Genomic DNA, 19,722 nt, shown 5'->3' with positions numbered 1-19,722 from the left:
GCGTGCCATGACCACTCTGGTTGAATGGACCAAGTCCCGCCTCGCGGGTCGACCGGACAGCGAGCACGGCCAGGCGACCGTCCGCCTGCTGGTACTCTCCGTCGTGCTGCTCTATCTGTTGTGGAGCGACTATGCCGGGGTGCGTTCGCCCGCATTCGTACCGGTCATGACGATGGTCGTGGTCGGCTTCACGGTGGGGGCGTGCCTGCTGGGCGCGATCCTGGTGAACCCCGGAATCTCGCACGTGCGCCGCATCATCGGCATGTTGTCCGATTACGGTCTGATGGGCGCGGCCATGATCGTCATGGGCGGACCGCTGGCCTGGGTCTACGTGATCATCATGTGGGTCACTGTGGGCAACGGCCTTCGCTACGGCAACCGATACCTCTATGGCGCCATGGCGGCGGCGGTGCTGAGTTTCGGCAGCGTGCTCGTCGCCAATGACTATTGGCACGTCAACCGGAGCCTGGGCGTCGGGCTGCTGCTGGGCCTGGTTGCGATACCGCTCTACCTTTCGGGCCTGCTGAGGGCGCTGACCCGTGCTACCCAGGAGGCGATGCGCGCCAATCAGGCGAAGAGTCGTTTTCTGGCCAACATGAGCCATGAATTTCGCACGCCGCTCAACGGACTGGCGGGCGTCTCGGAACTGCTCGCCACCACGCGTCTGGATTCGGAGCAACGCGAGTACCTCGCGACCATACGCGCTTCCACGAAGAGCCTGCTCGCTCTGGTCGAGGACGTGCTCGATATTTCCGCGATCGAAGCCGACAAGCTCAAACTCAGCAACAACGCGTTCTCGCTGCGCGAGGTGTTGGACGGCATCGACCTGATGCTGCGGCCGACCGCCGACGCAAAGGGCCTGGCGTATGAATCGCGAATCGCGCGCGGCACTCCAGACGGCCTGCGCGGCGATGCCGAGCACCTGCGCCAGGTGCTGACCAATCTGGCCGGCAACGCGGTCAAGTTCACCCAGCGGGGTTCCGTACGGCTGGATGTCGAGCAGACGGAGGCTGGCGGCGGCAGCGTGCGGCTGAAGTTCACGGTGACCGACACCGGCATCGGCATTCCGGAAACGGCTCGCGAACGGCTGTTCGATGCTTTCGAGCAGGTGGACGGCACGTTGTCGCGCGGATTCGGAGGCAGCGGACTGGGAACGAGCATCGCCAAGAAGCTGACCGAAGCGATGGGCGGCAGCATCGGCTTCGAGAGCCGCGAGCACGCCGGCAGCCGATTCTGGGTGGAGTTGCCGTTCGGGCTGTCGGAGTCGGCGTCGCTCCCGGCGTCGCCCGTGCGGACCGGATTCGAGGACGCAGACCGTTCCCGCGAAAACATCATCGCTTTCAGCGATCCATTCCTGCGCCATCGCGCGCGCGTTCGCGGCATGCAGATCCTGATAGCGGACGATCACGCCGCAAACCGCATGGTGCTCGAGCGCTTGTTGCAGAAGGCCGGGCACGGCGTCGTCAGCGTCAGCGACGGTGAAGACGTGCTCGAAGCGGTCGAAGCGAATGACTACGAAGCGATCATCGTCGACCTCCACATGCCTGGCCTGAGCGGTCTTGACCTGTTGCGGAACCTACGCACCATCCAGGCCGGCGCGCCGCGAACGCCCGTCATCGTGCTCAGCGCGGACGTCACGCCGGAGGCCATCTCCAGCTGCAAGAGTGCAGGTGCGCACGCGTTTCTGGCCAAGCCGGTCGTCGCCGGGAAGCTGCTCGACCTGGTCGCGGACATCGCCAATCCGGGCGCCCGCCAGGCGGGTGCGGACGGGGCGCCGGCGACGAATCACCAGGATGCCTCCGCCTCCATTCGGGAAGGAGTATTCGATCCGGCAGTTCTCGAGGAACTGGGTGCGCTTGGAATGGGCCAGGACTTCGTGACCAAGTTCATCAGCCAATGCCTGGACGACGCGGCCGGTTGTCTGGAGCACATCGACAGCGCCGGAAATGCGGGCGACTGGGATGCCCTGCGTGACCATGCCCATGCGCTGAAGGGCGTCGCGAGCAATGTTGGCCTGGTGCGCCTGTGCGACTCCAGCGGCGAACTGATGCGGTTGGCCGAATGGCAGGTGCGCCGGGAATGGAAGTCGCGCCTGGAAAAACTACGCCACGACTTCGAACTTGGCCGCAGCGCGATCGGTGCGCGCGGGCATTCCATCGCCACGCGCGACCATGGCCGGGAACCCTGACTGGATCAGCTTCCGAAGGCTGCGCTGGCCGAATACGTACGGCGGGCCTGCGCCCGGGCGATACGGTCCATGGTCTTGAGCGATCGATCGCCTAGCGCCAGAGCGGTGTCGACCCAGACTTCGGTGATTCCCATCAATTCGTCGTAGCCGACCGGCTGCGCAATGTTCCTCACCGCGTTCAGCGCGACATGGGCATATGCGGCGCGGCGCTGGCGGCGGAGCAGGTCCTCGACGGCCGATTCGCCTTCGCCTTTGGGGACCAGGATGTCCACCACGCCCATGGCATGCATTTCCTCGCTGCTGTAGATATTGCCTTCGAGGATGATTTTCTCGGCCAGCTGCGGGGAAACCCGCTTGCTTAGGAACGAGTAGGCTCCCATTCCGGGGAACAGGCCGAACAGGACTTCCGGCAGGCCCATACCGACCCCTTTTTCGGCCACGATGGTGTGGCAGGACAGGGCCAGCTCCAGTCCGCCGCCAAGCGCATCGCCTTGCACCAGCGCGATCGTGCGTACGTCGCCGCCCAGTCCGTTGTGGATATGGTAGACGCCGTCGACGCATTTGCGGGCGTAAGCCAGCAGTTGTTCACGGTCACCCTTGCGGATCAGTTGCGCGAACAACTCGAGATCGCCGCCGAGATTGAAGGCGTCGGCATCGGATGTGATTACCACATGACGCAGCTTGCCGGGTTCGCGCTGGTTGTCACGCAAGGTGATCGAATTGAGGAAACTCCACATGTCGGTCATCAGGCCGGGATGGAAGCAGGGCCGGGAACCCGGTGCCAAGTCACTATGCATATACATCCAGTGCGTGTGGTCGGCAGGATCCGATTCGACGCGCATGTTGGGATATGCGCGGGTGCGATGCAGTTTCTCGACGTTGTTCATTTGAAGTCCCCTGCGGGTGGAGAAGAAGGGTGGGAGAAGGGTGGGAGCCGGGCAGTCGGAGGCTTGACCGGTGGCCAAAGAAAGTGTGACGAATGCCCGGTTGGCCCCTTCTATGCGCCGAAAACGGTCAAACTGCAAGCAGTTTGCGTCTCCAGGAGCCCAAAAAAAAGCCGGTCCACGGCGTCCATGGCTAGGCGCTCTTGACGGCAGGCGTCCAAGACCGGAAAGACCCCTCGGTGCCACCAAGTGCCGGGTCAGGACTGGGGAGAGTCCCTCAATTCCCGGCGCAGGATCTTGCCCACGTTGGTCTTCGGCAGTTCCTTGCGAAACTCCACCACCCGTGGCTGCTTGTAGCCGGTGAGGTTCTCGCGGGCGTGCGCCTTGACCTGTTCGGCGGTAAGGCTCTGGTCCTTCTTGACGATCACCACCTTGACCACCTCGCCTGATTTCTCGTCGGGAATGCCCACCGCGGCCACTTCCAGCACGCCCGGCAACATCGCGATCACGTCCTCGACCTCGTTCGGGTACACGTTGAAGCCCGAGACCAGGATCATGTCCTTCTTGCGGTCCACGATGTAGAAAAAGCCGTCCTCGTCCATCTTCGCCATGTCGCCGGTGTGCAGCCAGCCGTCGGCGTCGATGGCCTTGGCGGTGTCCTCCGGACGCTGCCAGTAGCCCTTCATCACCTGCGGGCCCTTGATGCACAGTTCGCCGACTTCGCCGGTGGGCAGCATGTTGCCGTCCTCGTCCTTGACGCAGGCGTCGGTCGACGGCACCGGCAGGCCGATGGCGCCGTTGTAGTCGGTCAGGTTCATCGGGTTGATGCAGGCGGCCGGCGATGTCTCGGTCAGGCCGTAGGCCTCGACCAGCGTCACGCCGGTGGTCTGTTTCCAGCGCTCGGCCACCGCGCGCTGCACCGCCATGCCGCCGCCCAGCGTGAGCTTGAGCGGGGAAAAGTCGATCTGGTCGAAGCCGGGAGTGTTGAGCAGGCCGTTGAACAGGGTGTTGACGCCGGTGATCGCGGTGAACCTCACCCCCTTCAACTCCTTCACGAAGCCAGGCATGTCGCGCGGATTGGTGATCAGGTAGTTGTGTCCGCCGAGCTTCATGAAGACCAGGCCGTTCGCCGTCAGCGCGAAGATGTGATATAGCGGCAGCGCGGTGATGATGGTTTCGTTGCCGAGCTCGAGATCGTTGCCGATCCAGGCCGCCGCCTGCTGCATGTTTGCGACCATGTTGCGGTGGGTCAGCATCGCGCCCTTGGCCACCCCGGTGGTGCCGCCGGTGTACTGCAGGAAGGCGATATCGTCCGTGGCGATCGACACCTCGGGCAGGGGATGCATCCGCCCGAGCGTCAGGGCGTCGCGAAAACGGATCGCGCCCGGGATGTCGTAATCGGGCACCATCTTCTTGACGTACTTCAGCACGAAGTTGACGATCGTGCCCTTCGGGAAGCCCAGCATGTCGCCCAGGCCGGTGGCGATCACCTGGCGGACCGGCGTGTCGACCAGCGTCTTCTGCACCGTGTCGCCGAAATTGTCGAGCACCAGGATGACGCTGGCGCCCGAGTCGGCCAGCTGGTGCTTGAGCTCGCGTACGGTGTACATCGGGTTGACGTTGACCACGGTCAGGCCGGCGCGCAGGATGCCGAATGTCGCGATCGGATACTGCAGGCAGTTGGGCATCATGATCGCCACCCGGTCGCCCTTCTTGAGCTTGAGCTCGCCCAGCAGGTAACCGGCGAACTGGCGGCTGAGGGTGTCGATCTCGTGGTACGTCAGGGTCTTGCCCAGGTTGGAGAAGGCGGGGCGATCGCCGAAATTGTCGATCGCGCTCTGCAGCACGGCCGTGATCGATGGGAACTCGTCGACGTCGATTTCCGACGGAACACCGGCTGGATAGTGCTGCAACCACGGGCGTTCGATGGTCATGCGGTCCCCTCCCTGATTGTCGACCGGCGCTTGTAGCGCGCCGTGTGCGTTGTGTCTGGATTGGAGCATAGGCTCTAGAGGCTGGCAAGACGGCTGCGCCGCCGCACGCAGCGCGCTAATCTCACGGCGGAATACGGGGACAGGAGGCGGGATGCAGGCAATGGCGTGCAAACGGAGGACGGCGTTCGCGCTCGCCGGCTGGTTGTGCGCGGCGGCCGTGCTCGGCCCGGCCGGCTGTGCAAGGCCGCCGCCGGAGCAGGCGCTTCGCGAGGCCGTGTACGACATGGAGGAGGCGATCGAGTCGCGCGACGCCGGCGCCCTGCAGCAATGGCTGGCCGACGACTTCATCGGCCCGGAAGGCATGGACCGCGCCGCCGCCCGCCGTCTGGCGACGCTCCATTTCATGCGTCACAACGCCGTCGGTGTGACGCTGGGGCCGCGTGAGGCGACGTTGCATGGCGAGCGCGCGACCGTGCGCTTCAGCGCGGCGCTGACTGCCGGTTCCGGGCGGCTGCTTCCGGACGCCGCCCGCGTTTACCAGGTCGAGACCGGATGGCGCCTGGTGGGCGGAGACTGGCGCATGACCAGTATCCGCTGGACGCCCGTGGGCGCCGCCGAAGGCGGGTAGGTCGCCCCGCCTCGACGCCATCATGCGTCCGGCTGACGGAGGCGCAGCATGGCGGAATCGCGTCCATCCATCGGCCGAACGACCTGCGCGGGCGGCAACGGCGATTCGTCCCGCGTTCCGTAGAGCCGAGCTTGCTCGGCTACGTAGGCTCCGGAGCCGGAAGCAGCGGAGCAAGCTCCGCTCTACGGAGCAGCCGGTCGGCCAGGCAGCGCCGCCGGCCGGGCTTCCGCCTGCCTGAAGGCCGGTCAGGCGTTCTGCTTCGCCGCCAGCTGGCGCAGCACGTAATGCAGCAGGCCGCCATGGTGGGTGAGAAGGAACCGCTTGCGCGGCACAGCCGCGCGGTTCCTTCGAACGGCCGCCGCGCTGCGGCGGGCCGGGCTTCCGCCTGCCTGAAGGCCGGTCAGGCGTTCTGCTTCGCCGCCAGCTGGCGCAGCACGTAATGCAGCAGGCCGCCATGGCGGAAGTACTCCACCTCCTTCGGCGTCAGCAGCAGCACGTCGACCTCGAAGCGCTTTTCCTCGCCGCCCGCCTTGCGGGCGACGACGGTGGCCGCCCGGGCCTTGCCGTCGTCGAGACCGGTGACGTCGATCGTCTCGGAGCCGTCCAGCCCGTGCGACTGCGCGTTCTCGCCGTCGCGGAACTGCAGCGGCAGCACGCCCATGCCGACCAGGTTGGAGCGGTGGATGCGCTCGAAGCTCTCGGCGATCACCGCCTTGACGCCCAGCAGGTTGGTGCCCTTGGCGGCCCAGTCGCGCGAGGATCCGGTGCCGTATTCCTTGCCGGCGAACACCACCAGCGGCACGCCGTCGGCCTGGTACTTCATGGCCGCGTCGTAGATCGGCATCTTCTCCGGCGGCTCTTTGCCGAAGTACAGGGTGTTGCCGCCTTCCTCGCCGCCGAAGAACAGGTTCTTGATGCGGATGTTGGCGAAGGTGCCGCGGACCATCACGTCGTCGTTGCCGCGGCGCGAGCCGTAGCTGTTGAAGTCGGCCGGCTGTACGCCGCGCGAAACCAGGAACTTGCCCGCCGGCGAATCCTGCTTGATGTTGCCGGCCGGCGAGATGTGGTCGGTGGTGATCGAATCACCGAACAGGCCGAGCACGCGCGCGCCGTGCACGTCGTCGATGCCGCCCACGTCCATGGTCATGCCGTCGAAGTAGGGCGGGTTCTTAATGTAGGTCGAGGCTTCGTCCCACTCGTACAGATCGCCCTCGGGCGAGGCGATCGCGTTCCAGCGATTGTCGCCCTTGAACACGTCGGCGTAGTTCTGCGCGAACAGCTCCGGACCGACCGTGGCCGCGATGGTGTCGCCGATCTCCTTGTTGCTCGGCCAGATGTCGCGCAGGTAGACCGGCTGGCCGTCGGAGTCGTGGCCGAGCGGCTCGTTGGTGAGGTCGATGTCGACCGTGCCGGCGATCGCGTAGGCCACCACCAGCGGCGGCGAGGCGAGATAGTTCATCTTCACCTCGGCGTGGATGCGCCCCTCGAAGTTGCGGTTGCCGGACAGCACCGCGGCCACGGCGAGGTCGTTCTCGGCGATGCCCTTGGACACCTCTTCGGGCAGCGGGCCGGAGTTGCCGATGCAGGTGGTGCAGCCGTAGCCGACCAGATAGAAGCCGAGCTTCTCCAGTTCGTCGAGCAGGCCGGCCTTCTTCAGGTAGTCGGTCACCACCAGCGAGCCCGGGCCGAGCGACGTCTTGACCCATGGCGCGGCCTTGAGGCCCTTGGCGGCGGCGTTGCGCGCCAGCAGGCCGGCGCCGAGCATCACCGCCGGATTGGACGTGTTGGTGCAGGAGGTGATCGCCGCGATCACCACAGAGCCGTCGGCCAGCTCGTGCTCGCCGTCGTCTAGGATGATTCTGGAGACCGGCTTGGCGGCCAGCGCGCCGGCCTGCGGTTGGGCGCCGCCTTCCTCCCTGAAACCCTCCACCTGCTGATCCTGGCCGCCGTTGCGCTTGGCCACCAGCGGACCCAGGTTCTCGTTGAAGTTGGCCTTGACGTCCTCCAGCAGCACCCGGTCCTGCGGGCGCTTGGGACCGGCCAGCGACGGCTTCACCTGGCCCAGGTCCAGCTCGAGCGTGGCCGAGTAGCTCGCTTCCGGCTGGTCCGGCTCGTGCCACAGCCCCTGCGCCCTGGCGTAGGCCTCGACCAGCGCGATCTGTTCCTCGCTGCGGCCGGACAGGCGCAGGTAGCTCAGCGCCTCGGCATCGACCGGGAAGATGCCGCAGGTGGCGCCGTACTCGGGCGCCATGTTGCCGATGGTGGCGCGGTCGGCCAGCGGCAGGTGCGCCAGGCCGTCGCCGTAGAACTCGACGAACTTGCCGACCACGCCGTGCTTGCGCAGCATCTGGGTGACGGTGAGCACCAGGTCGGTGGCGGTGGCGCCTTCCGGCATCTTGCCGCTCAGCCTGAAGCCGACCACCTGCGGGATCAGCATCGACGACGGCTGGCCGAGCATCGCGGCTTCGGCCTCGATGCCGCCCACGCCCCAGCCGAGCACGCCGATGCCGTTGATCATCGTGGTATGGCTGTCGGTGCCGAACACGGTGTCCGGGAACGCCCACAGTTCGTTCCCGCCGTTGCCGTCGGACAGCTCGCGCGCCATCACCACGCGTGCCAGGTTCTCCAGGTTGACCTGATGCACGATGCCGGTGTTGGGCGGCACCACCTTGAAGTTCTCGAACGCCTTCTGGCCCCAGCGCAGGAACCCGTAACGTTCCTTGTTGCGCTCGAACTCGATCTTGCCGTTGAGGTCGAGTGCGTCGGCACGGCCGAACACGTCCACCTGGATCGAGTGGTCGATGACCAGCTCCGACGGGATCTGCGGGTTGATCTGTTCCGGCCGGCCGCCGAGCCGGGTGACCGCGTCGCGCATCGCCGCCAGGTCGACCACGCAGGGCACGCCGGTGAAGTCCTGCAGCACCACGCGTGCCGGCATGAAGGCGATCTCGGTATCGGGCTGGCGCGCCGCATCCCACTTGGCGACCGCCTCGATGTGATCCGCGTTCACCGTCACGCCGTCTTCATGGCGCAACAGGTTCTCCAGCAGGATCTTCATCGAATAGGGTAGGTGCGCGATGTCGAAGCGCTCGCCGAGCTTGGGCAGGCTCGAGTACGTATAGGACTTGCCGTTGACGTCGAGGCGGGCGCGGGTGGCGAAGGAGTCGGCCATCAGGGGGCTCCGTGGCTGGTGCAGGGGGAGGGCGGCGGGCTGCGACGAAACCGCGCCGGCTGAGCCGCATAATTATGCCCGAAACAGGCCCCTTACGCAGCCGCGCCGGCACCGGCAATCCTGCGGACCGCCGGTGCCCGAGGCACTTGCGGTCGCCATCGATGTTGATACGGCCTGCGTCATTTGCGGGTGATGGTGGCGGCCGTTGCCGACGAAGGTGCTTGCAGCTGCAGTGGATGAAGCACCTTTGACGCGGATCAACGCGGACAAAAGCGGATCAAGCGTTCTTTGCAATGGCGTTATCCGCGTTGATCCGCGTCAAAGCGCTTATCGAGTGCACGTCAACCGGGGCGGTAACGGCTGGCAGCAAGGGGGCTCAACCCAGTTCGCTCTCCACCGCCTGCTGCATCTGCCTGCGGCGCAGCAGGAAGTCCCATACGCTGCCGCCCATCTGCCGCCAGAGCACCGCCGAACGCAACGACGCGAGCAGCACGGCGCGGATCTCGGCGACGATGTCGGGTTGCCCGAGATAGTGCGGATTGCCCTGCACCATGACGCGCGGCCGCAGGTGACTGACGGTGTCCGCATACAGGCCGCCCAGCGCCGTCAGCACCTCCGGATGGGTGCTGCCGAGCCGTGCGGCGTCGGCGCTTGCGGCGGTGATGCCGTCGTGCACGCGCTGCGGCATGTCCGCGTCGGCGACGAACTTGCGTTCGAGCTGGGTGACCGACAGCGCCAGCTTCGGCAACTGTTCGTCGTCGCCCTGGCCGTTGAAGTAGTCGCGCAGCAGGCGCAAGCCGGGGCGCAGGGCGTCGACGCTGCCGTAGACCTCCTCGGCGGAGGCGGCATCGATGCGGAACACGCTGTCCAGCGCGGTCTGCAGCACGGTGGCATCCGCCTGTCCGGTTTCGGCGATGCGGCGGACCTGCCGGAGCGCCTGCGCCAGTCCGGCGAGGGCGAGTACGCGTTCGTGCATCATGCCTGGGTCTTGCTCCGGATCGGGGTGGGGGCGGCGCCCATGGTAGCCGCTGACGCCGATGGGCCGTACCCGCACGGCGCGTCGGTGGCGGCGATGACCGCGCCTCCCAGGCAGATATCCCCGCGATAGAGGACCAGCGACTGCCCGGGGGTGACCGCGCGCTGCGGCTGCGCGAACGCGACCTCGAGGCTGCCGTCCGCGGCAACGGCGACTTCGCAGGCCTGGTCCTGCTGGCGATAGCGCGTCTGCGCGGTGCAGGCGAAGCGTTGCGCGGGCGGGACGCCGGCGATCCAGTGCGCGGCCTCGGTGTGCGTCGTCGTCGACATCAGCCAGCGGCTGTCGCGCTGCTGGTCGACGACCAGGACGTCGCCCGGCACGTCCTTGCCGACGACATACCACGGCGCCGGTGCGAAGCCGCGCACGCCGCCCAGCTGCAATCCCTCGCGCTGCCCGAGGGTGAAATAGAACACGCCGGGATGCTCGCCGACGACGCGTCCGTCGGGCGTGCGGATTTCGCCGGGACGGGCCGGCAGGTAGCGCGCCAGGAAACTGCGGAAGTCGCGCTCGCCGATGAAGCAGATGCCGGTGGAGTCCTTCTTCGCCGCGGTCGACAGCCCGGCGTCGCGCGCGATCGTGCGCACGTCCTGCTTAGGCAGGTCGCCGAGCGGGAAGGCGGTTGCCGCCAGCTGCGCCTGGCCGAGTTGGTGCAGGAAGTAGCTCTGGTCCTTGTCGCGGTCGCGCGCGCGCAGCAGGCGCCAGCCATCGTCGCCGGCGTCGATGCGCGCGTAGTGGCCGGTGGCGATGCGTTCGGCGCCGAGCTCGCGGGCGGCGTCGAGGAAGTGCTTGAACTTCACCTCGCGGTTGCACAGCACGTCCGGGTTCGGGGTGCGGCCGGCGGCGTACTCGGCGAGGAAGTGCTCGAACACCTCCTGCCAGTACTCGGCCGAGAAATCGCGGAAGTGGATCGGGATGCCGAGCCGGCCGCAGACCGCGACGGCGTCGCGGCGGTCGTCCTCGGCGCGGCAGTCGCCGCTGCCGTCGTCGGCCCAGTTCTGCATGAACAGCCCGGCCACGGATTCGCGCGCGTTGCGCAGCAGCAGGGCGGCGACCGACGAGTCGACGCCGCCGGACATGCCCACGATAATTCGTGCGTTCATGAGGCGGTATGCCGCAGGTTTGCCGGCATGTCACTGATGAGGCTCCTGCTCGGCGCAAACTCACCTCCCCCGCTTGCGGGGGGTGATGAGGCGCGTTTGCGGGGCACTGCCCCGCGCGCCGAAGAACGCCCGAGGGCTGTGCCCGAGGGCCGGGCGGATGGAAGGGGGGGCGTGCGCGGTGCCTTCATGCCAGTTGCTGCAGCAGGTCGAGCGAGTGACGGCGGCCGGCGAGGAAGTCGGCGGCGACCTGCCAGACCAGAGGGCTGCGATGCCGGTCCTGCGCCTGCCGCAACTCGGCCGGTGTCATCCACAGGGCGCGGACGATGCCGTCGTCGAGCCGGAGCGCCGGATCATGGACGACCGGCTCGGCGGCGAATGCGAAGCGCAGGTAGTGGCGGCCGCCGCTGCCGTCCGGCGCGGCCGGCGCCCGCCACTGGTAGGCGCCGATGAAGGCGGTCAGGCGCACGGTCCAGGCGGTTTCCTCGTGGGTCTCCCGCAGCGCCGCCTGCAGCAGGCTCTCCTCCGGTTCCAGGTGGCCGGCCGGCTGGTTGAGCACCAGGACGCCGCCGACCCGCTCCTCCACGCACAGCAGGCGGCCGTCGCGGACCACCACCGTGGCGACGGTGACATCGGGCTGCCAGAACCGGCCTTCTCGATAGGTCACGGGTTGCGGCTCGCCGGCATCGCCGCCGAACTCGGTTTTGCGGCCGTCGGCGATTTCCGTGGCGGCCGACAGCACAATCTCGCGGCCGGCCGCGTCGTTGTCGGCGGGCGGTTCGGCATGGGCCGGGGCCGCGGCCGGCAGGCCGGAGAGCAGGGCAGCAGCGCGAGACGGGATCTGTCGATCATTGGCCGGTTCACGGGAATACAGCGTTCCATTCTGGGCCCGTGGACGCTTTCCGTCCACGAATCCTGCGCGCGCGCTCCGTATACGCGCTCCGTATAATTGCGCCATGGCCCGAAAGAACGAACCCGAACACGAACGCGACCACGGCGTCGCCGTGGAGACCGGCAAGCCCGAAACCGCCCGCCCGCCGTTGTACTCGGTAATCCTGCTCAACGACGACTACACGCCGATGGATTTCGTGGTCGACGTGCTGGTGCGCTTCTTCGCGCTGGACCTGGAGCGGGCGACCCAGGTCATGCTCCACGTCCACACCCGCGGGCGCGGCGTATGCGGGGTTTTCAGCCGCGAGGTGGCCGAGTCCAAGGTCGCCCAGGTGAACGAATACTCAAGGCTCAATCAGCATCCCTTGCTCTGCACGATGGAAAAGGCCTAAAACGTCAGCAAGGGGCAGCCATGGAAACCAGGCGTTCCGGCCCCCACCTAGGGCTGTAGACATTCCAGGAGGCATCCGCCCCATGTTCAGCAAGGATCTCGAGTACTCCATCGGCCAGTGCTACAAGCGTGCCCGCGAGGCGCGCGACGAGTACATGACGGTCGAGCACCTGTTGCTGGCGCTGCTGGAGAACCCGTCCGCCGAGGCGGTGCTCAAGGCCTGCGGCGCCGACTTCCACCGCCTGCGTTCGGACCTCGAGCAGGCCATCGCCACCACGGTGTCCAAGCTCGACGAAGGCGACGGCCGCGACACCCAGCCCACGCTCGGCTTCCAGCGCGTGTTGCAGCGCGCCGTCTACCACGTGCAGTCCTCCGGCAAGAAGGAGGTCACCGGCGCCAACGTGCTGGTGGCGATCTTCGGCGAGAAGGATTCGCACGCGGTCTACTACCTCAACCAGCAGGACGTGGCCCGGCTCGACGTCGTCAACTACCTGTCCCACGGCATCGCCAAGGCCGGCGAGGGCGATCCCGCGCCGTCCGGCGAGGAGCCGGAAGCCGGGCAGGGGGAAGGCGGCGACGCCAAGGGCGATGCGCTGGCCGAATACGCCACCGACCTCAACGCGATGGCCCGCGAGGGCCGGATCGACCCGCTGGTCGGGCGCGCCGACGAGATCGAGCGCACCATCCAGATCCTGTGCCGGCGCCGCAAGAACAACCCGCTCTACGTCGGCGAGGCCGGCGTCGGCAAGACCGCGATCGCCGAAGGTCTGGCCAAGCGGATCGTCGACGGCCAGGTGCCGGAGGTGCTGGCGGAAGCCACTATCTACTCGCTCGACCTCGGCGCGCTGGTCGCAGGCACCAAGTACCGCGGCGACTTCGAAAAGCGCCTGAAGGCGGTGCTGGCGGCGATCCGCAAGCACGACGGCGCGGTCCTGTTCATCGACGAGATCCACACCATCATCGGCGCCGGCTCCGCCAGCGGCGGCACCATGGACGCATCGAACCTGATCAAGCCGGCGCTGGCCTCGGGCGAGCTGCGCTGCATCGGCTCGACCACGTTCCAGGAATACCGCGGCGTGTTCGAGAAGGACCGCGCCCTGGCACGGCGCTTCCAGAAGGTCGACATCGTCGAGCCGACCACCGGCGAGACCTACGAGATCCTGCGCGGCCTCAAGCCGCGCTACGAGGCGCACCACGACGTCACCTATGCCGACGACGCGCTGCAGGCCGCGGTCGACCTCTCGGTCAAGCACATCGCCGACCGGCTGCTGCCGGACAAGGCGATCGACGTGATCGACGAGGCCGGCGCGCGCCAGCGGCTGCTGCCAGAGGACATGCGCAAGAAGCTGATCGACGTCGAGGAAGTGGAGACCATCGTGGCCAAGATGGCCAGGATCCCGGCCAAGCAGGTCAGCGCCTCCGACAAGGATGTGCTGGGACACCTGGAGCGGAACCTGAAGATGGTGATCTTCGGCCAGGATCCCGCGATCGAGACCCTGACCTCGGCGATCAAGCTGGCCCGCTCCGGCCTGGGCAACCCGGACAAGCCGATCGGCAACTTCCTGTTCGCCGGTCCCACCGGCGTCGGCAAGACCGAGGTCACCCGGCAGCTGGCGCTGCAGCTGGGCATCGAGCTGGTGCGCTTCGACATGTCCGAGTACATGGAGTCGCATTCGGTGAGCCGCCTGATCGGCGCGCCCCCGGGCTACGTCGGCTTCGACCAGGGCGGGCTGCTGACCGAGAAGATCGTCAAGACGCCGCACTGCGTGCTGCTGCTGGACGAGGTGGAGAAGGCGCACCCGGACATCTTCAACATCCTGCTGCAGGTGATGGACCGCGGCGTGCTCACCGACACCAACGGCCGCGAGGCGAACTTCCGCAACGTGATCCTGGTGATGACCACGAATGCCGGGGCCACCCAGGCCGCGCGCCGCAGCATCGGCTTCACCCGCCAGGACCACAGCACCGACGCGATGGAGGCGATCCGCAAGGGCTTCACGCCGGAGTTCCGCAACCGCCTGGACGCGATCGTGCAGTTCCAGCCGCTGGCGTTCGACCACATCCTGCGCGTGGTCGACAAGTTCCTGATCGAGCTGGAGAGCCAGCTGCACGAGAAGAACGTGACCGTCAACGCCACGCCGGCCGCGCGCGAATGGCTGGCCCGGCACGGCTTCGACCCGCAGATGGGCGCGCGGCCGATGGCACGGATCATCCAGGACCGCATCAAGCGCCCGCTGGCCGACGAACTGCTGTTCGGCAAGCTGGCCGGTGGCGGCCGCGTCAGCGTCGACGTCAGGGACGACGACCTGTTCGTGGAGGCGCACCCGGAGCCGGAGAAGCTGTTGCCGGCGACGGTGGGATAGAGCCGGGAATAGGGAATCGGGATTGGGGAATCGCAACAGCAGAAAGCACGATCCCGGGCAGTGCCCGGGATTGTGCTGGTGTGCGAGATGACTGCCAAGGTGCCGTCATTCGACGGTCTTCGAGGAATCCATGTGAGCCAGGCTCTTGCGATTCCCGATTCCCGATTCCCCAATCCCTATTCCCGGCTACTTCATGCGATAGGTGATGCGCCCCTTGGTGAGGTCGTAGGGGGTCATTTCCACCTTGACCTTGTCGCCGGTGAGGATGCGGATGTAGTGCTTGCGCATCCGCCCGGAAATATGGGCGATGATCTCATGGCCGTTCTCGAGCTTGACCCGGAACATGGTGTTCGGGAGGGTCTCGGAAACGGTGCCTTCGAATTCTATGACGTCGTCTTTCGCCATGCGTCCTGTTCGGTTGGGGAGGGGGGAAGATTTTCCGCCCTCGAAAAAGCGCATCATTCTGCCACGCGCATACCCGTGGCGCAAAATTTCCGTTAATCCTGCGCCAGGGCGGCGGACGCCGCGAGTCCGGAAGCCGCTTGGCAGCCGAAGGCGCCGGCCCAACTGCCGCTCGGCCCCGGCTGCCCGGTCAGCGTGCCGACCTCCGCCAGGAACCGGGCCCGCGGCAGCGTCAGCGCGCCCAGCCGGACCAGGTGCGCATTTTCGACCTGGGCGTCGATCAGCGGCCAGCCCCGGCCCCGCAGGTACCGGGCGAGGCCCGCCAGTGCGACCTTGGAGCCGCCGGACGCGCCGCTGAACATGCTTTCGCCGAAGAACATCCGCCCGAGCGCGACGCCGTAGATGCCGCCGATCAGGTGCGCGCCAGCGAACACCTCGACGCTGTGGGCGTGGCCCAGGCGATGCAGCTCCAGGTAGGCCGCCTCCATCCCGGTGGTGATCCAGGTGCCGCGCTGCCCGGGCCGGGGCGTCCCGGCGCAGGCGCGGATCACCGCGGCGAAGGCGGTGTCGGCGCGCAGCGTCCACGTGCTCCGGCGCAGCCCGCGCCGGAACCGCGACGACAGCCGCACGCCGTCGGTACGGAACAGCATGCGCGGATCGGGCGACCACCACAGGATCGGCTGGCCGTCCGAATACCAGGGAAAGATGCCGTGGCGGTAGGCGTTGAGCAGGCGGGTGGGGGAGAGGTCCCCGCCGATCGCCAGCAGGCCGTCCGGTTCGCGCAGCGCCGAGTCCGCCGGCGGGAACGGCGCCTCGGGATCGGCAGGCAGCAGGGTCGGCAGGCGCATCGGTTTCATTGTGGATTCTTTGGCCGCGGATTCGCGCAGATGAACGCGGATAAAGCCAGCAGCGATATTGGGGCATCCAGCGCCTCCAATTGGCCGGTCCGTGGCGAAAGACATCGGATGCCCGCTTTGCGGGCATGATGATGTTGGCATTATCCGCGTTCGTCCGCGTCAATCCGCGGCCAAAACCTGCTCCTTGAATGGCGAGTGCGCATCGAGCATGGCCTTGTAGCCGCGCACCGAGGCCGCCTCCTCGTCGCACCAGCGCCGCAGCGCCTCGGCGAACACCGGGTCGGCGATCCAGTGGCGGCTGCGCACGAGCGTCGGCAGGAAGCCACGGGCGATCTTGTGCTCGCCCTGGGCGCCGGGTTCGAAACGCCGCAGGCCTTCGCGCAGGCAGTAGTCGATCCCCTGGTAGTAGCAGGTCTCGAAATGCAGCCCCGGGACCGTGCGCGTGCTGCCCCAGTAGCGTCCGTACAGGGCGTCGCCGCCGCGCAGGCACAGCGCGCCGGCGATGGGCGCCCCGTCCAGGTCGGCGAGTATCAGCACCAGGGCACGCGGCATCGTCGCGGCCAGGTGCCGCACGAAGTCGAGGGTCAGCGCCGGCGGGTTGCCGTATTCGGCGAAGGTCTGCAGGTAGAAGCCATGGATCGCGGCGAGGTCGGCTTCGTCCGCCTCGTCGCCGTGCAGGATGCGGAAGCGCACGCCAGCGCGCGCCACCTTGTTGCGTTCCTGCCGGATGTTCTTGCGGTGCTTGTGGTTCATCGCCGCGAGGAACGCCTCGAAGTCCCGCCAGCCGGCATCGTTGCGCCAGTGGTACTGCACGTCGGTCCGGGGCAGCCAGTCGTCGTCGAACGCGGCGTCCTCGGCCGCGACGTGGAAGTTGACATGGGCCGACGACAGTCCGGCTCGCCTCGCGTTCTCGACGATCGCCGCAAGCAGTTCGTGCCGGGCCGCGTCGTCGCGCGCCAGCAGGCGCGGGCCGGTGACCGGCGAATAGGGCACCGCGAATAGCCATTTGGGGAAGTAGTCGCGGCCGTAGCGGGCGTAGGCGTGCGCCCAGGCATGGTCGAAGACGAACTCGCCGTGGGAGTTGTCCTTCAGGTAGCCGGGCGCCGCGGCGACCGGCTCGTCGCCGTCCCACAGGACGAGATGATGCGGCGTCCAGCCCCAGTCCGTGCGCAGGCAGCCATGCCGCTCCAGGCCGGACAGGAACGCGTGCGACACGAAGGGATTGCGGCCGTCGTGCAGCCGGTCCCAGGCGGCGGCAGGAAGATCCTCGAGCGACGTGTGCAGGCGCGGCGTGGTCATCGGGAGCGGGCGGTAGTGGAAGGAGCGACGGGCCCTTCGCCGCCGGACGCTGACTTGCCCGGCTGCGCCGGCTCAGAGCCTCCTGTAGAGCCGAGCTTGCTCGGCTGCGCGGACTCCGGAGGCGGGAGCAGCGGAGCGAGCTCCGCTCTACGGGTTTCAGGTTGTGTGTGGCCGCCGTCCATGGCGCGACTTTGTGCGTCTTCGGGTCCGTCCTGCCCGGCCAATCCATGGTCGGGCGCTCGGGACCGCAGCCGATGCCGACAGGGCATCGGCTCAGCGCGTTCCCTCGCCCTGGTCGAGGAATTTCTCGGCATCCAGCGCCGCCATGCAACCGAACCCGGCCGACGTGATCGCCTGGCGGTAGTGCTGGTCGGCGACGTCGCCGGCGGCGAACACGCCGGGTACCGACGTCTCGGTGGCGCCGCCGCCGAGGCCGGAGCGGATCTCCAGGTAGCCGTTGTTCATCGCCAGCTGGCCCTCGAACAGCGAGGTGTTCGGGGTGTGGCCGATGGCGACGAAGAAGCCGTGCACGACGATCTCGCGGGTCATGTCGTCCTGCACCGACTTCAGCCGCAGCCCGGTGACGCCGGCATCGTTGCCCAGCACCTCGTCGACCACGTGATGCCAGATCGGCTCGATCTTGCCGGCCTGGATCTTGGCCTGCAGCTTGTCCTGCATGATCTTCTCGGCACGCAGGGTGTCGCGGCGGTGCACCAGGTACACCTTGCGGGCGATGTTGGACAGGTACAGCGCCTCCTCGACCGCGGTGTTGCCGCCGCCGACCACGGCCACGTCCTGGTCCTTGTAGAAGAACCCGTCGCAGGTGGCGCAGGCGGAGACGCCGCGGCCCTTGTAGGCCTCCTCCGACGGCAGCCCGAGGTACTTGGCGGTGGCGCCGGTGGCGATGACCAGGGCGTCGGCGGTGTACTCGCCGTTGTCGCCCTTGAGCCGGAACGGCCGCTGCGACAGGTCGGCGCTGTGGACGTGATCGAAGATCACCTCGGTGCCGAAGCGCTCGGCGTGCGCCTGCATCCGCGCCATCAGGTCGGGGCCCATCAGGTCGCGGGCGTCGCCGGGCCAGTTGTCGACCTCGGTAGTGGTCATCAGCTGCCCGCCCATCTGCAGTCCGGTGACCACCACCGGTTGCAGGTTGGCGCGAGCCGCGTAGACGGCGGCGGTCCAGCCGGCGGGACCGGAACCGAGGATCAACAGACGGCAGTGCTTGGAGGTGCTCATGTATACTCGCAGGCCATGAAATCGCAGCGTTTCGAAGCGCATAGCTTGGCGGTGCGGCTGCGGCAAAACAAGGCGCGTCGGGTGGACGACGCCGGAACAATCAGTTCGATCCGCGACGCGCATGGACGATGGGCGTCGCGGCCACGGGGCCCGCGCATCCGATGCGCGGGTTTTTCGTAAGACTTCAATGACAACGGCCGCACTGCGGCCGGAACCATCAGGAACACTGGAGACAGATACGATGCGTATCGGCGTGCCGAAGGAAACCAAGACCCTCGAGGGCCGCGTGGCGCTGGTGCCCGCCGCCGCGGGCGACCTCGTCAACCGCGGCCACGATGTGTGGCTGGAATCGGGTGCGGGGCTGAAGTCGCGCTTCAGCGACGAGGACTACACCCGGCTCGGGGTGAAGATCGCGCCGGACGCGGCCGCGCTGTACGAGCGCGGCGAGTTGATCGTCAAGGTCAAGGAGCCGATCGAGGGCGACCTCGCGCTGCTGCGCAACGACCACCTGCTGTTCTGCTACCTGCACCTGGCGGCGGAGCCGGCGCTGACGCGCAGACTGCTCGACATCGGCCTGACCGGCGTCGCCTTCGAGACCGTCGAGCTGGAGAACGGCGACCTGCCGCTGCTGGCGCCGATGTCGATCATCGCCGGCAAGATCGCCGCGCAAGTCGGCACCACGCTGCTGCACCAGCCGCAGGGCGGCAAGGGCAAGCTGTTGGGCGGGTTGCCGTCCACCGAGCGCGGCAGGGTGGTGGTGTTCGGCGCAGGCATGGCCGGCGGCGCGTCGGCCGCGCTGCTGGCCGCCGGCGGCGCCAACGTGGTGGTGTTCGAGAAGCGCCAGGACCGCATGGCGCAGATGATGGCGCTGGGCGCCAACGTCACCGCGCTGTATCCCTACGACGACCTGGTCACGCGCGAGGTGGCCTCGGCCGACCTGGTGATCGGCGCGGTGCTGATCCCGGGGGCCAAGGCGCCGCACGTGCTGACCCGCGAGATGCTCAAGGGCATGGAGACCGGCAGCGTGGTGGCCGACATCTCGATCGACCAGGGCGGCTGCTTCGAGACCTCGCGCCCGACCACCTGGGCCGAGCCGACCTACGTCGAGGAAGGCGTGGCGCATTTCTGCGTGACCAACATGCCCGGCTCGGTGCCGCAGACCAGTTCGCAGGCGATCTGCGCGGCGATTCTGCCCTGGGTCAGCAAGCTGGCCTCGGGCGGCTGGCGCGGCAATCAGGCGCTGGAGCGTGGCATCAACGTCGAGGACGGGAAGCTGATGCATCCGGCGCTGCAGGGCATGGCACTCTGACGGATGGGCGGGCTCCCCGTAGAGCGGAGCTTGCT

The 19,722-nt window shown here is 67.6% G+C and carries 15 protein-coding genes; 5 read left to right on the top strand and 10 right to left on the bottom strand.

Translation table 11 applies throughout. The features are described from left to right. Positions 1-7: 7 nt before the first annotated feature. Positions 8-2,188 (top strand): ATP-binding protein, encoded by a 2,181-nt coding sequence (locus AB5T46_RS05660; protein ID WP_370562881.1) that lies wholly within the window; start codon positions 8-10, stop codon positions 2,186-2,188. Positions 2,189-2,193: 5 nt separating this feature from the next. Here the strand turns inward: AB5T46_RS05660 and AB5T46_RS05655 are convergent, their stop codons facing one another. Continuing rightward, positions 2,194-3,075, bottom strand: coding sequence for a crotonase/enoyl-CoA hydratase family protein (locus AB5T46_RS05655; RefSeq protein ID WP_370562880.1), 882 nt, complete (start codon positions 3,073-3,075; stop codon positions 2,194-2,196). Positions 3,076-3,329: 254 nt separating this feature from the next. After that, positions 3,330-5,006 carry a long-chain fatty acid--CoA ligase gene (locus AB5T46_RS05650; RefSeq protein WP_370562879.1) on the bottom strand — a complete coding sequence of 559 codons (1,677 nt, stop codon included), beginning with the start codon at positions 5,004-5,006 and terminating at the stop codon, positions 3,330-3,332. Positions 5,007-5,157: 151 nt separating this feature from the next. On the opposite strand from AB5T46_RS05650, the gene AB5T46_RS05645 reads away from it, so the two are divergent. Then, positions 5,158-5,634 (top strand): nuclear transport factor 2 family protein, encoded by a 477-nt coding sequence (locus AB5T46_RS05645; RefSeq protein ID WP_370562878.1) that lies wholly within the window; start codon positions 5,158-5,160, stop codon positions 5,632-5,634. Positions 5,635-6,034: 400 nt separating this feature from the next. Here the strand turns inward: AB5T46_RS05645 and acnA are convergent, their stop codons facing one another. The 4 genes from acnA to AB5T46_RS05625 form a co-directional block, all read right to left on the bottom strand. Continuing rightward, complete coding sequence (acnA, locus tag AB5T46_RS05640) at positions 6,035-8,806, bottom strand: aconitate hydratase AcnA (protein WP_370562877.1); 2,772 nt, start codon at positions 8,804-8,806, stop codon at positions 6,035-6,037. A gap of 376 nt (positions 8,807-9,182) precedes the next feature. Next, positions 9,183-9,782, bottom strand: a complete 600-nt coding sequence (gene hflD, locus AB5T46_RS05635) for a high frequency lysogenization protein HflD (RefSeq protein ID WP_370563107.1) — start codon at positions 9,780-9,782, stop codon at positions 9,183-9,185. Beyond that, the gene (gene mnmA / locus AB5T46_RS05630; protein WP_370562876.1) at positions 9,782-10,942 is read right to left on the bottom strand and encodes a tRNA 2-thiouridine(34) synthase MnmA; all 1,161 of its coding nucleotides are present in this window, start codon (positions 10,940-10,942) and stop codon (positions 9,782-9,784) included. The genes hflD and mnmA overlap by 1 nt, the downstream gene beginning before the upstream one ends. Positions 10,943-11,126: 184 nt before the next feature. Then, positions 11,127-11,606: an NUDIX hydrolase gene (locus AB5T46_RS05625; RefSeq protein ID WP_370563106.1), complete on the bottom strand. Its 480-nt coding sequence runs from the start codon at positions 11,604-11,606 to the stop codon at positions 11,127-11,129. Positions 11,607-11,895: 289 nt separating this feature from the next. Here AB5T46_RS05625 and clpS point away from each other — a divergent pair, with 289 nt between their 5' ends. Beyond that, positions 11,896-12,222, top strand: a complete 327-nt coding sequence (gene clpS / locus AB5T46_RS05620) for an ATP-dependent Clp protease adapter ClpS (RefSeq protein WP_149193509.1) — start codon at positions 11,896-11,898, stop codon at positions 12,220-12,222. 82 nt (positions 12,223-12,304) lie between these two features. Beyond that, positions 12,305-14,584 carry an ATP-dependent Clp protease ATP-binding subunit ClpA gene (clpA, locus tag AB5T46_RS05615; RefSeq protein ID WP_370562875.1) on the top strand — a complete coding sequence of 760 codons (2,280 nt, stop codon included), beginning with the start codon at positions 12,305-12,307 and terminating at the stop codon, positions 14,582-14,584. A 186-nt stretch (positions 14,585-14,770) separates the two neighbouring features. Here the strand turns inward: clpA and infA are convergent, their stop codons facing one another. From infA to trxB, 4 genes are all read right to left on the bottom strand, one after another. Further along, complete coding sequence (gene infA / locus AB5T46_RS05610; protein ID WP_149193507.1) at positions 14,771-14,989, bottom strand: translation initiation factor IF-1; 219 nt, start codon at positions 14,987-14,989, stop codon at positions 14,771-14,773. 92 nt (positions 14,990-15,081) lie between these two features. Continuing rightward, positions 15,082-15,843 carry a leucyl/phenylalanyl-tRNA--protein transferase gene (aat, locus tag AB5T46_RS05605; RefSeq protein ID WP_370562874.1) on the bottom strand — a complete coding sequence of 254 codons (762 nt, stop codon included), beginning with the start codon at positions 15,841-15,843 and terminating at the stop codon, positions 15,082-15,084. 159 nt (positions 15,844-16,002) lie between these two features. After that, positions 16,003-17,142 (bottom strand): GNAT family N-acetyltransferase, encoded by a 1,140-nt coding sequence (locus AB5T46_RS05600; RefSeq protein ID WP_370562873.1) that lies wholly within the window; start codon positions 17,140-17,142, stop codon positions 16,003-16,005. A 273-nt stretch (positions 17,143-17,415) separates the two neighbouring features. Then, complete coding sequence (trxB, locus tag AB5T46_RS05595) at positions 17,416-18,378, bottom strand: thioredoxin-disulfide reductase (RefSeq protein ID WP_370562872.1); 963 nt, start codon at positions 18,376-18,378, stop codon at positions 17,416-17,418. A gap of 241 nt (positions 18,379-18,619) precedes the next feature. On the opposite strand from trxB, the gene AB5T46_RS05590 reads away from it, so the two are divergent. Beyond that, entirely contained in the window at positions 18,620-19,687 is a 1,068-nt protein-coding gene (locus AB5T46_RS05590; RefSeq protein ID WP_370562871.1) for an alanine dehydrogenase, read from the top strand. Positions 19,688-19,722 lie beyond the last annotated feature (35 nt).

The organism is Luteimonas salinilitoris (genome assembly GCF_041300785.1).
GTDB lineage: Bacteria > Pseudomonadota > Gammaproteobacteria > Xanthomonadales > Xanthomonadaceae > Luteimonas > Luteimonas salinilitoris.
This window is presented reverse-complemented; position numbering and strand designations above follow the sequence as displayed.

What these genes read in the sequence shown, in the direction of transcription:
- AB5T46_RS05660 (WP_370562881.1), top strand. Translation starts at nt 8, where the DNA reads ATGACCACTCTGGTTGAATGGACCAAGTCCCGCCTCGCGGGTCGACCG.
- AB5T46_RS05655 (WP_370562880.1), bottom strand. Translation starts at nt 3,075, where the DNA reads ATGAACAACGTCGAGAAACTGCATCGCACCCGCGCATATCCCAACATG.
- AB5T46_RS05650 (WP_370562879.1), bottom strand. Translation starts at nt 5,006, where the DNA reads ATGACCATCGAACGCCCGTGGTTGCAGCACTATCCAGCCGGTGTTCCG.
- AB5T46_RS05645 (WP_370562878.1), top strand. Translation starts at nt 5,158, where the DNA reads ATGCAGGCAATGGCGTGCAAACGGAGGACGGCGTTCGCGCTCGCCGGC.
- acnA (WP_370562877.1), bottom strand. Translation starts at nt 8,806, where the DNA reads ATGGCCGACTCCTTCGCCACCCGCGCCCGCCTCGACGTCAACGGCAAG.
- hflD (WP_370563107.1), bottom strand. Translation starts at nt 9,782, where the DNA reads ATGCACGAACGCGTACTCGCCCTCGCCGGACTGGCGCAGGCGCTCCGG.
- mnmA (WP_370562876.1), bottom strand. Translation starts at nt 10,942, where the DNA reads ATGAACGCACGAATTATCGTGGGCATGTCCGGCGGCGTCGACTCGTCG.
- clpS (WP_149193509.1), top strand. Translation starts at nt 11,896, where the DNA reads ATGGCCCGAAAGAACGAACCCGAACACGAACGCGACCACGGCGTCGCC.
- clpA (WP_370562875.1), top strand. Translation starts at nt 12,305, where the DNA reads ATGTTCAGCAAGGATCTCGAGTACTCCATCGGCCAGTGCTACAAGCGT.
- infA (WP_149193507.1), bottom strand. Translation starts at nt 14,989, where the DNA reads ATGGCGAAAGACGACGTCATAGAATTCGAAGGCACCGTTTCCGAGACC.
- aat (WP_370562874.1), bottom strand. Translation starts at nt 15,843, where the DNA reads ATGAAACCGATGCGCCTGCCGACCCTGCTGCCTGCCGATCCCGAGGCG.
- AB5T46_RS05600 (WP_370562873.1), bottom strand. Translation starts at nt 17,142, where the DNA reads ATGACCACGCCGCGCCTGCACACGTCGCTCGAGGATCTTCCTGCCGCC.
- trxB (WP_370562872.1), bottom strand. Translation starts at nt 18,378, where the DNA reads ATGAGCACCTCCAAGCACTGCCGTCTGTTGATCCTCGGTTCCGGTCCC.
- AB5T46_RS05590 (WP_370562871.1), top strand. Translation starts at nt 18,620, where the DNA reads ATGCGTATCGGCGTGCCGAAGGAAACCAAGACCCTCGAGGGCCGCGTG.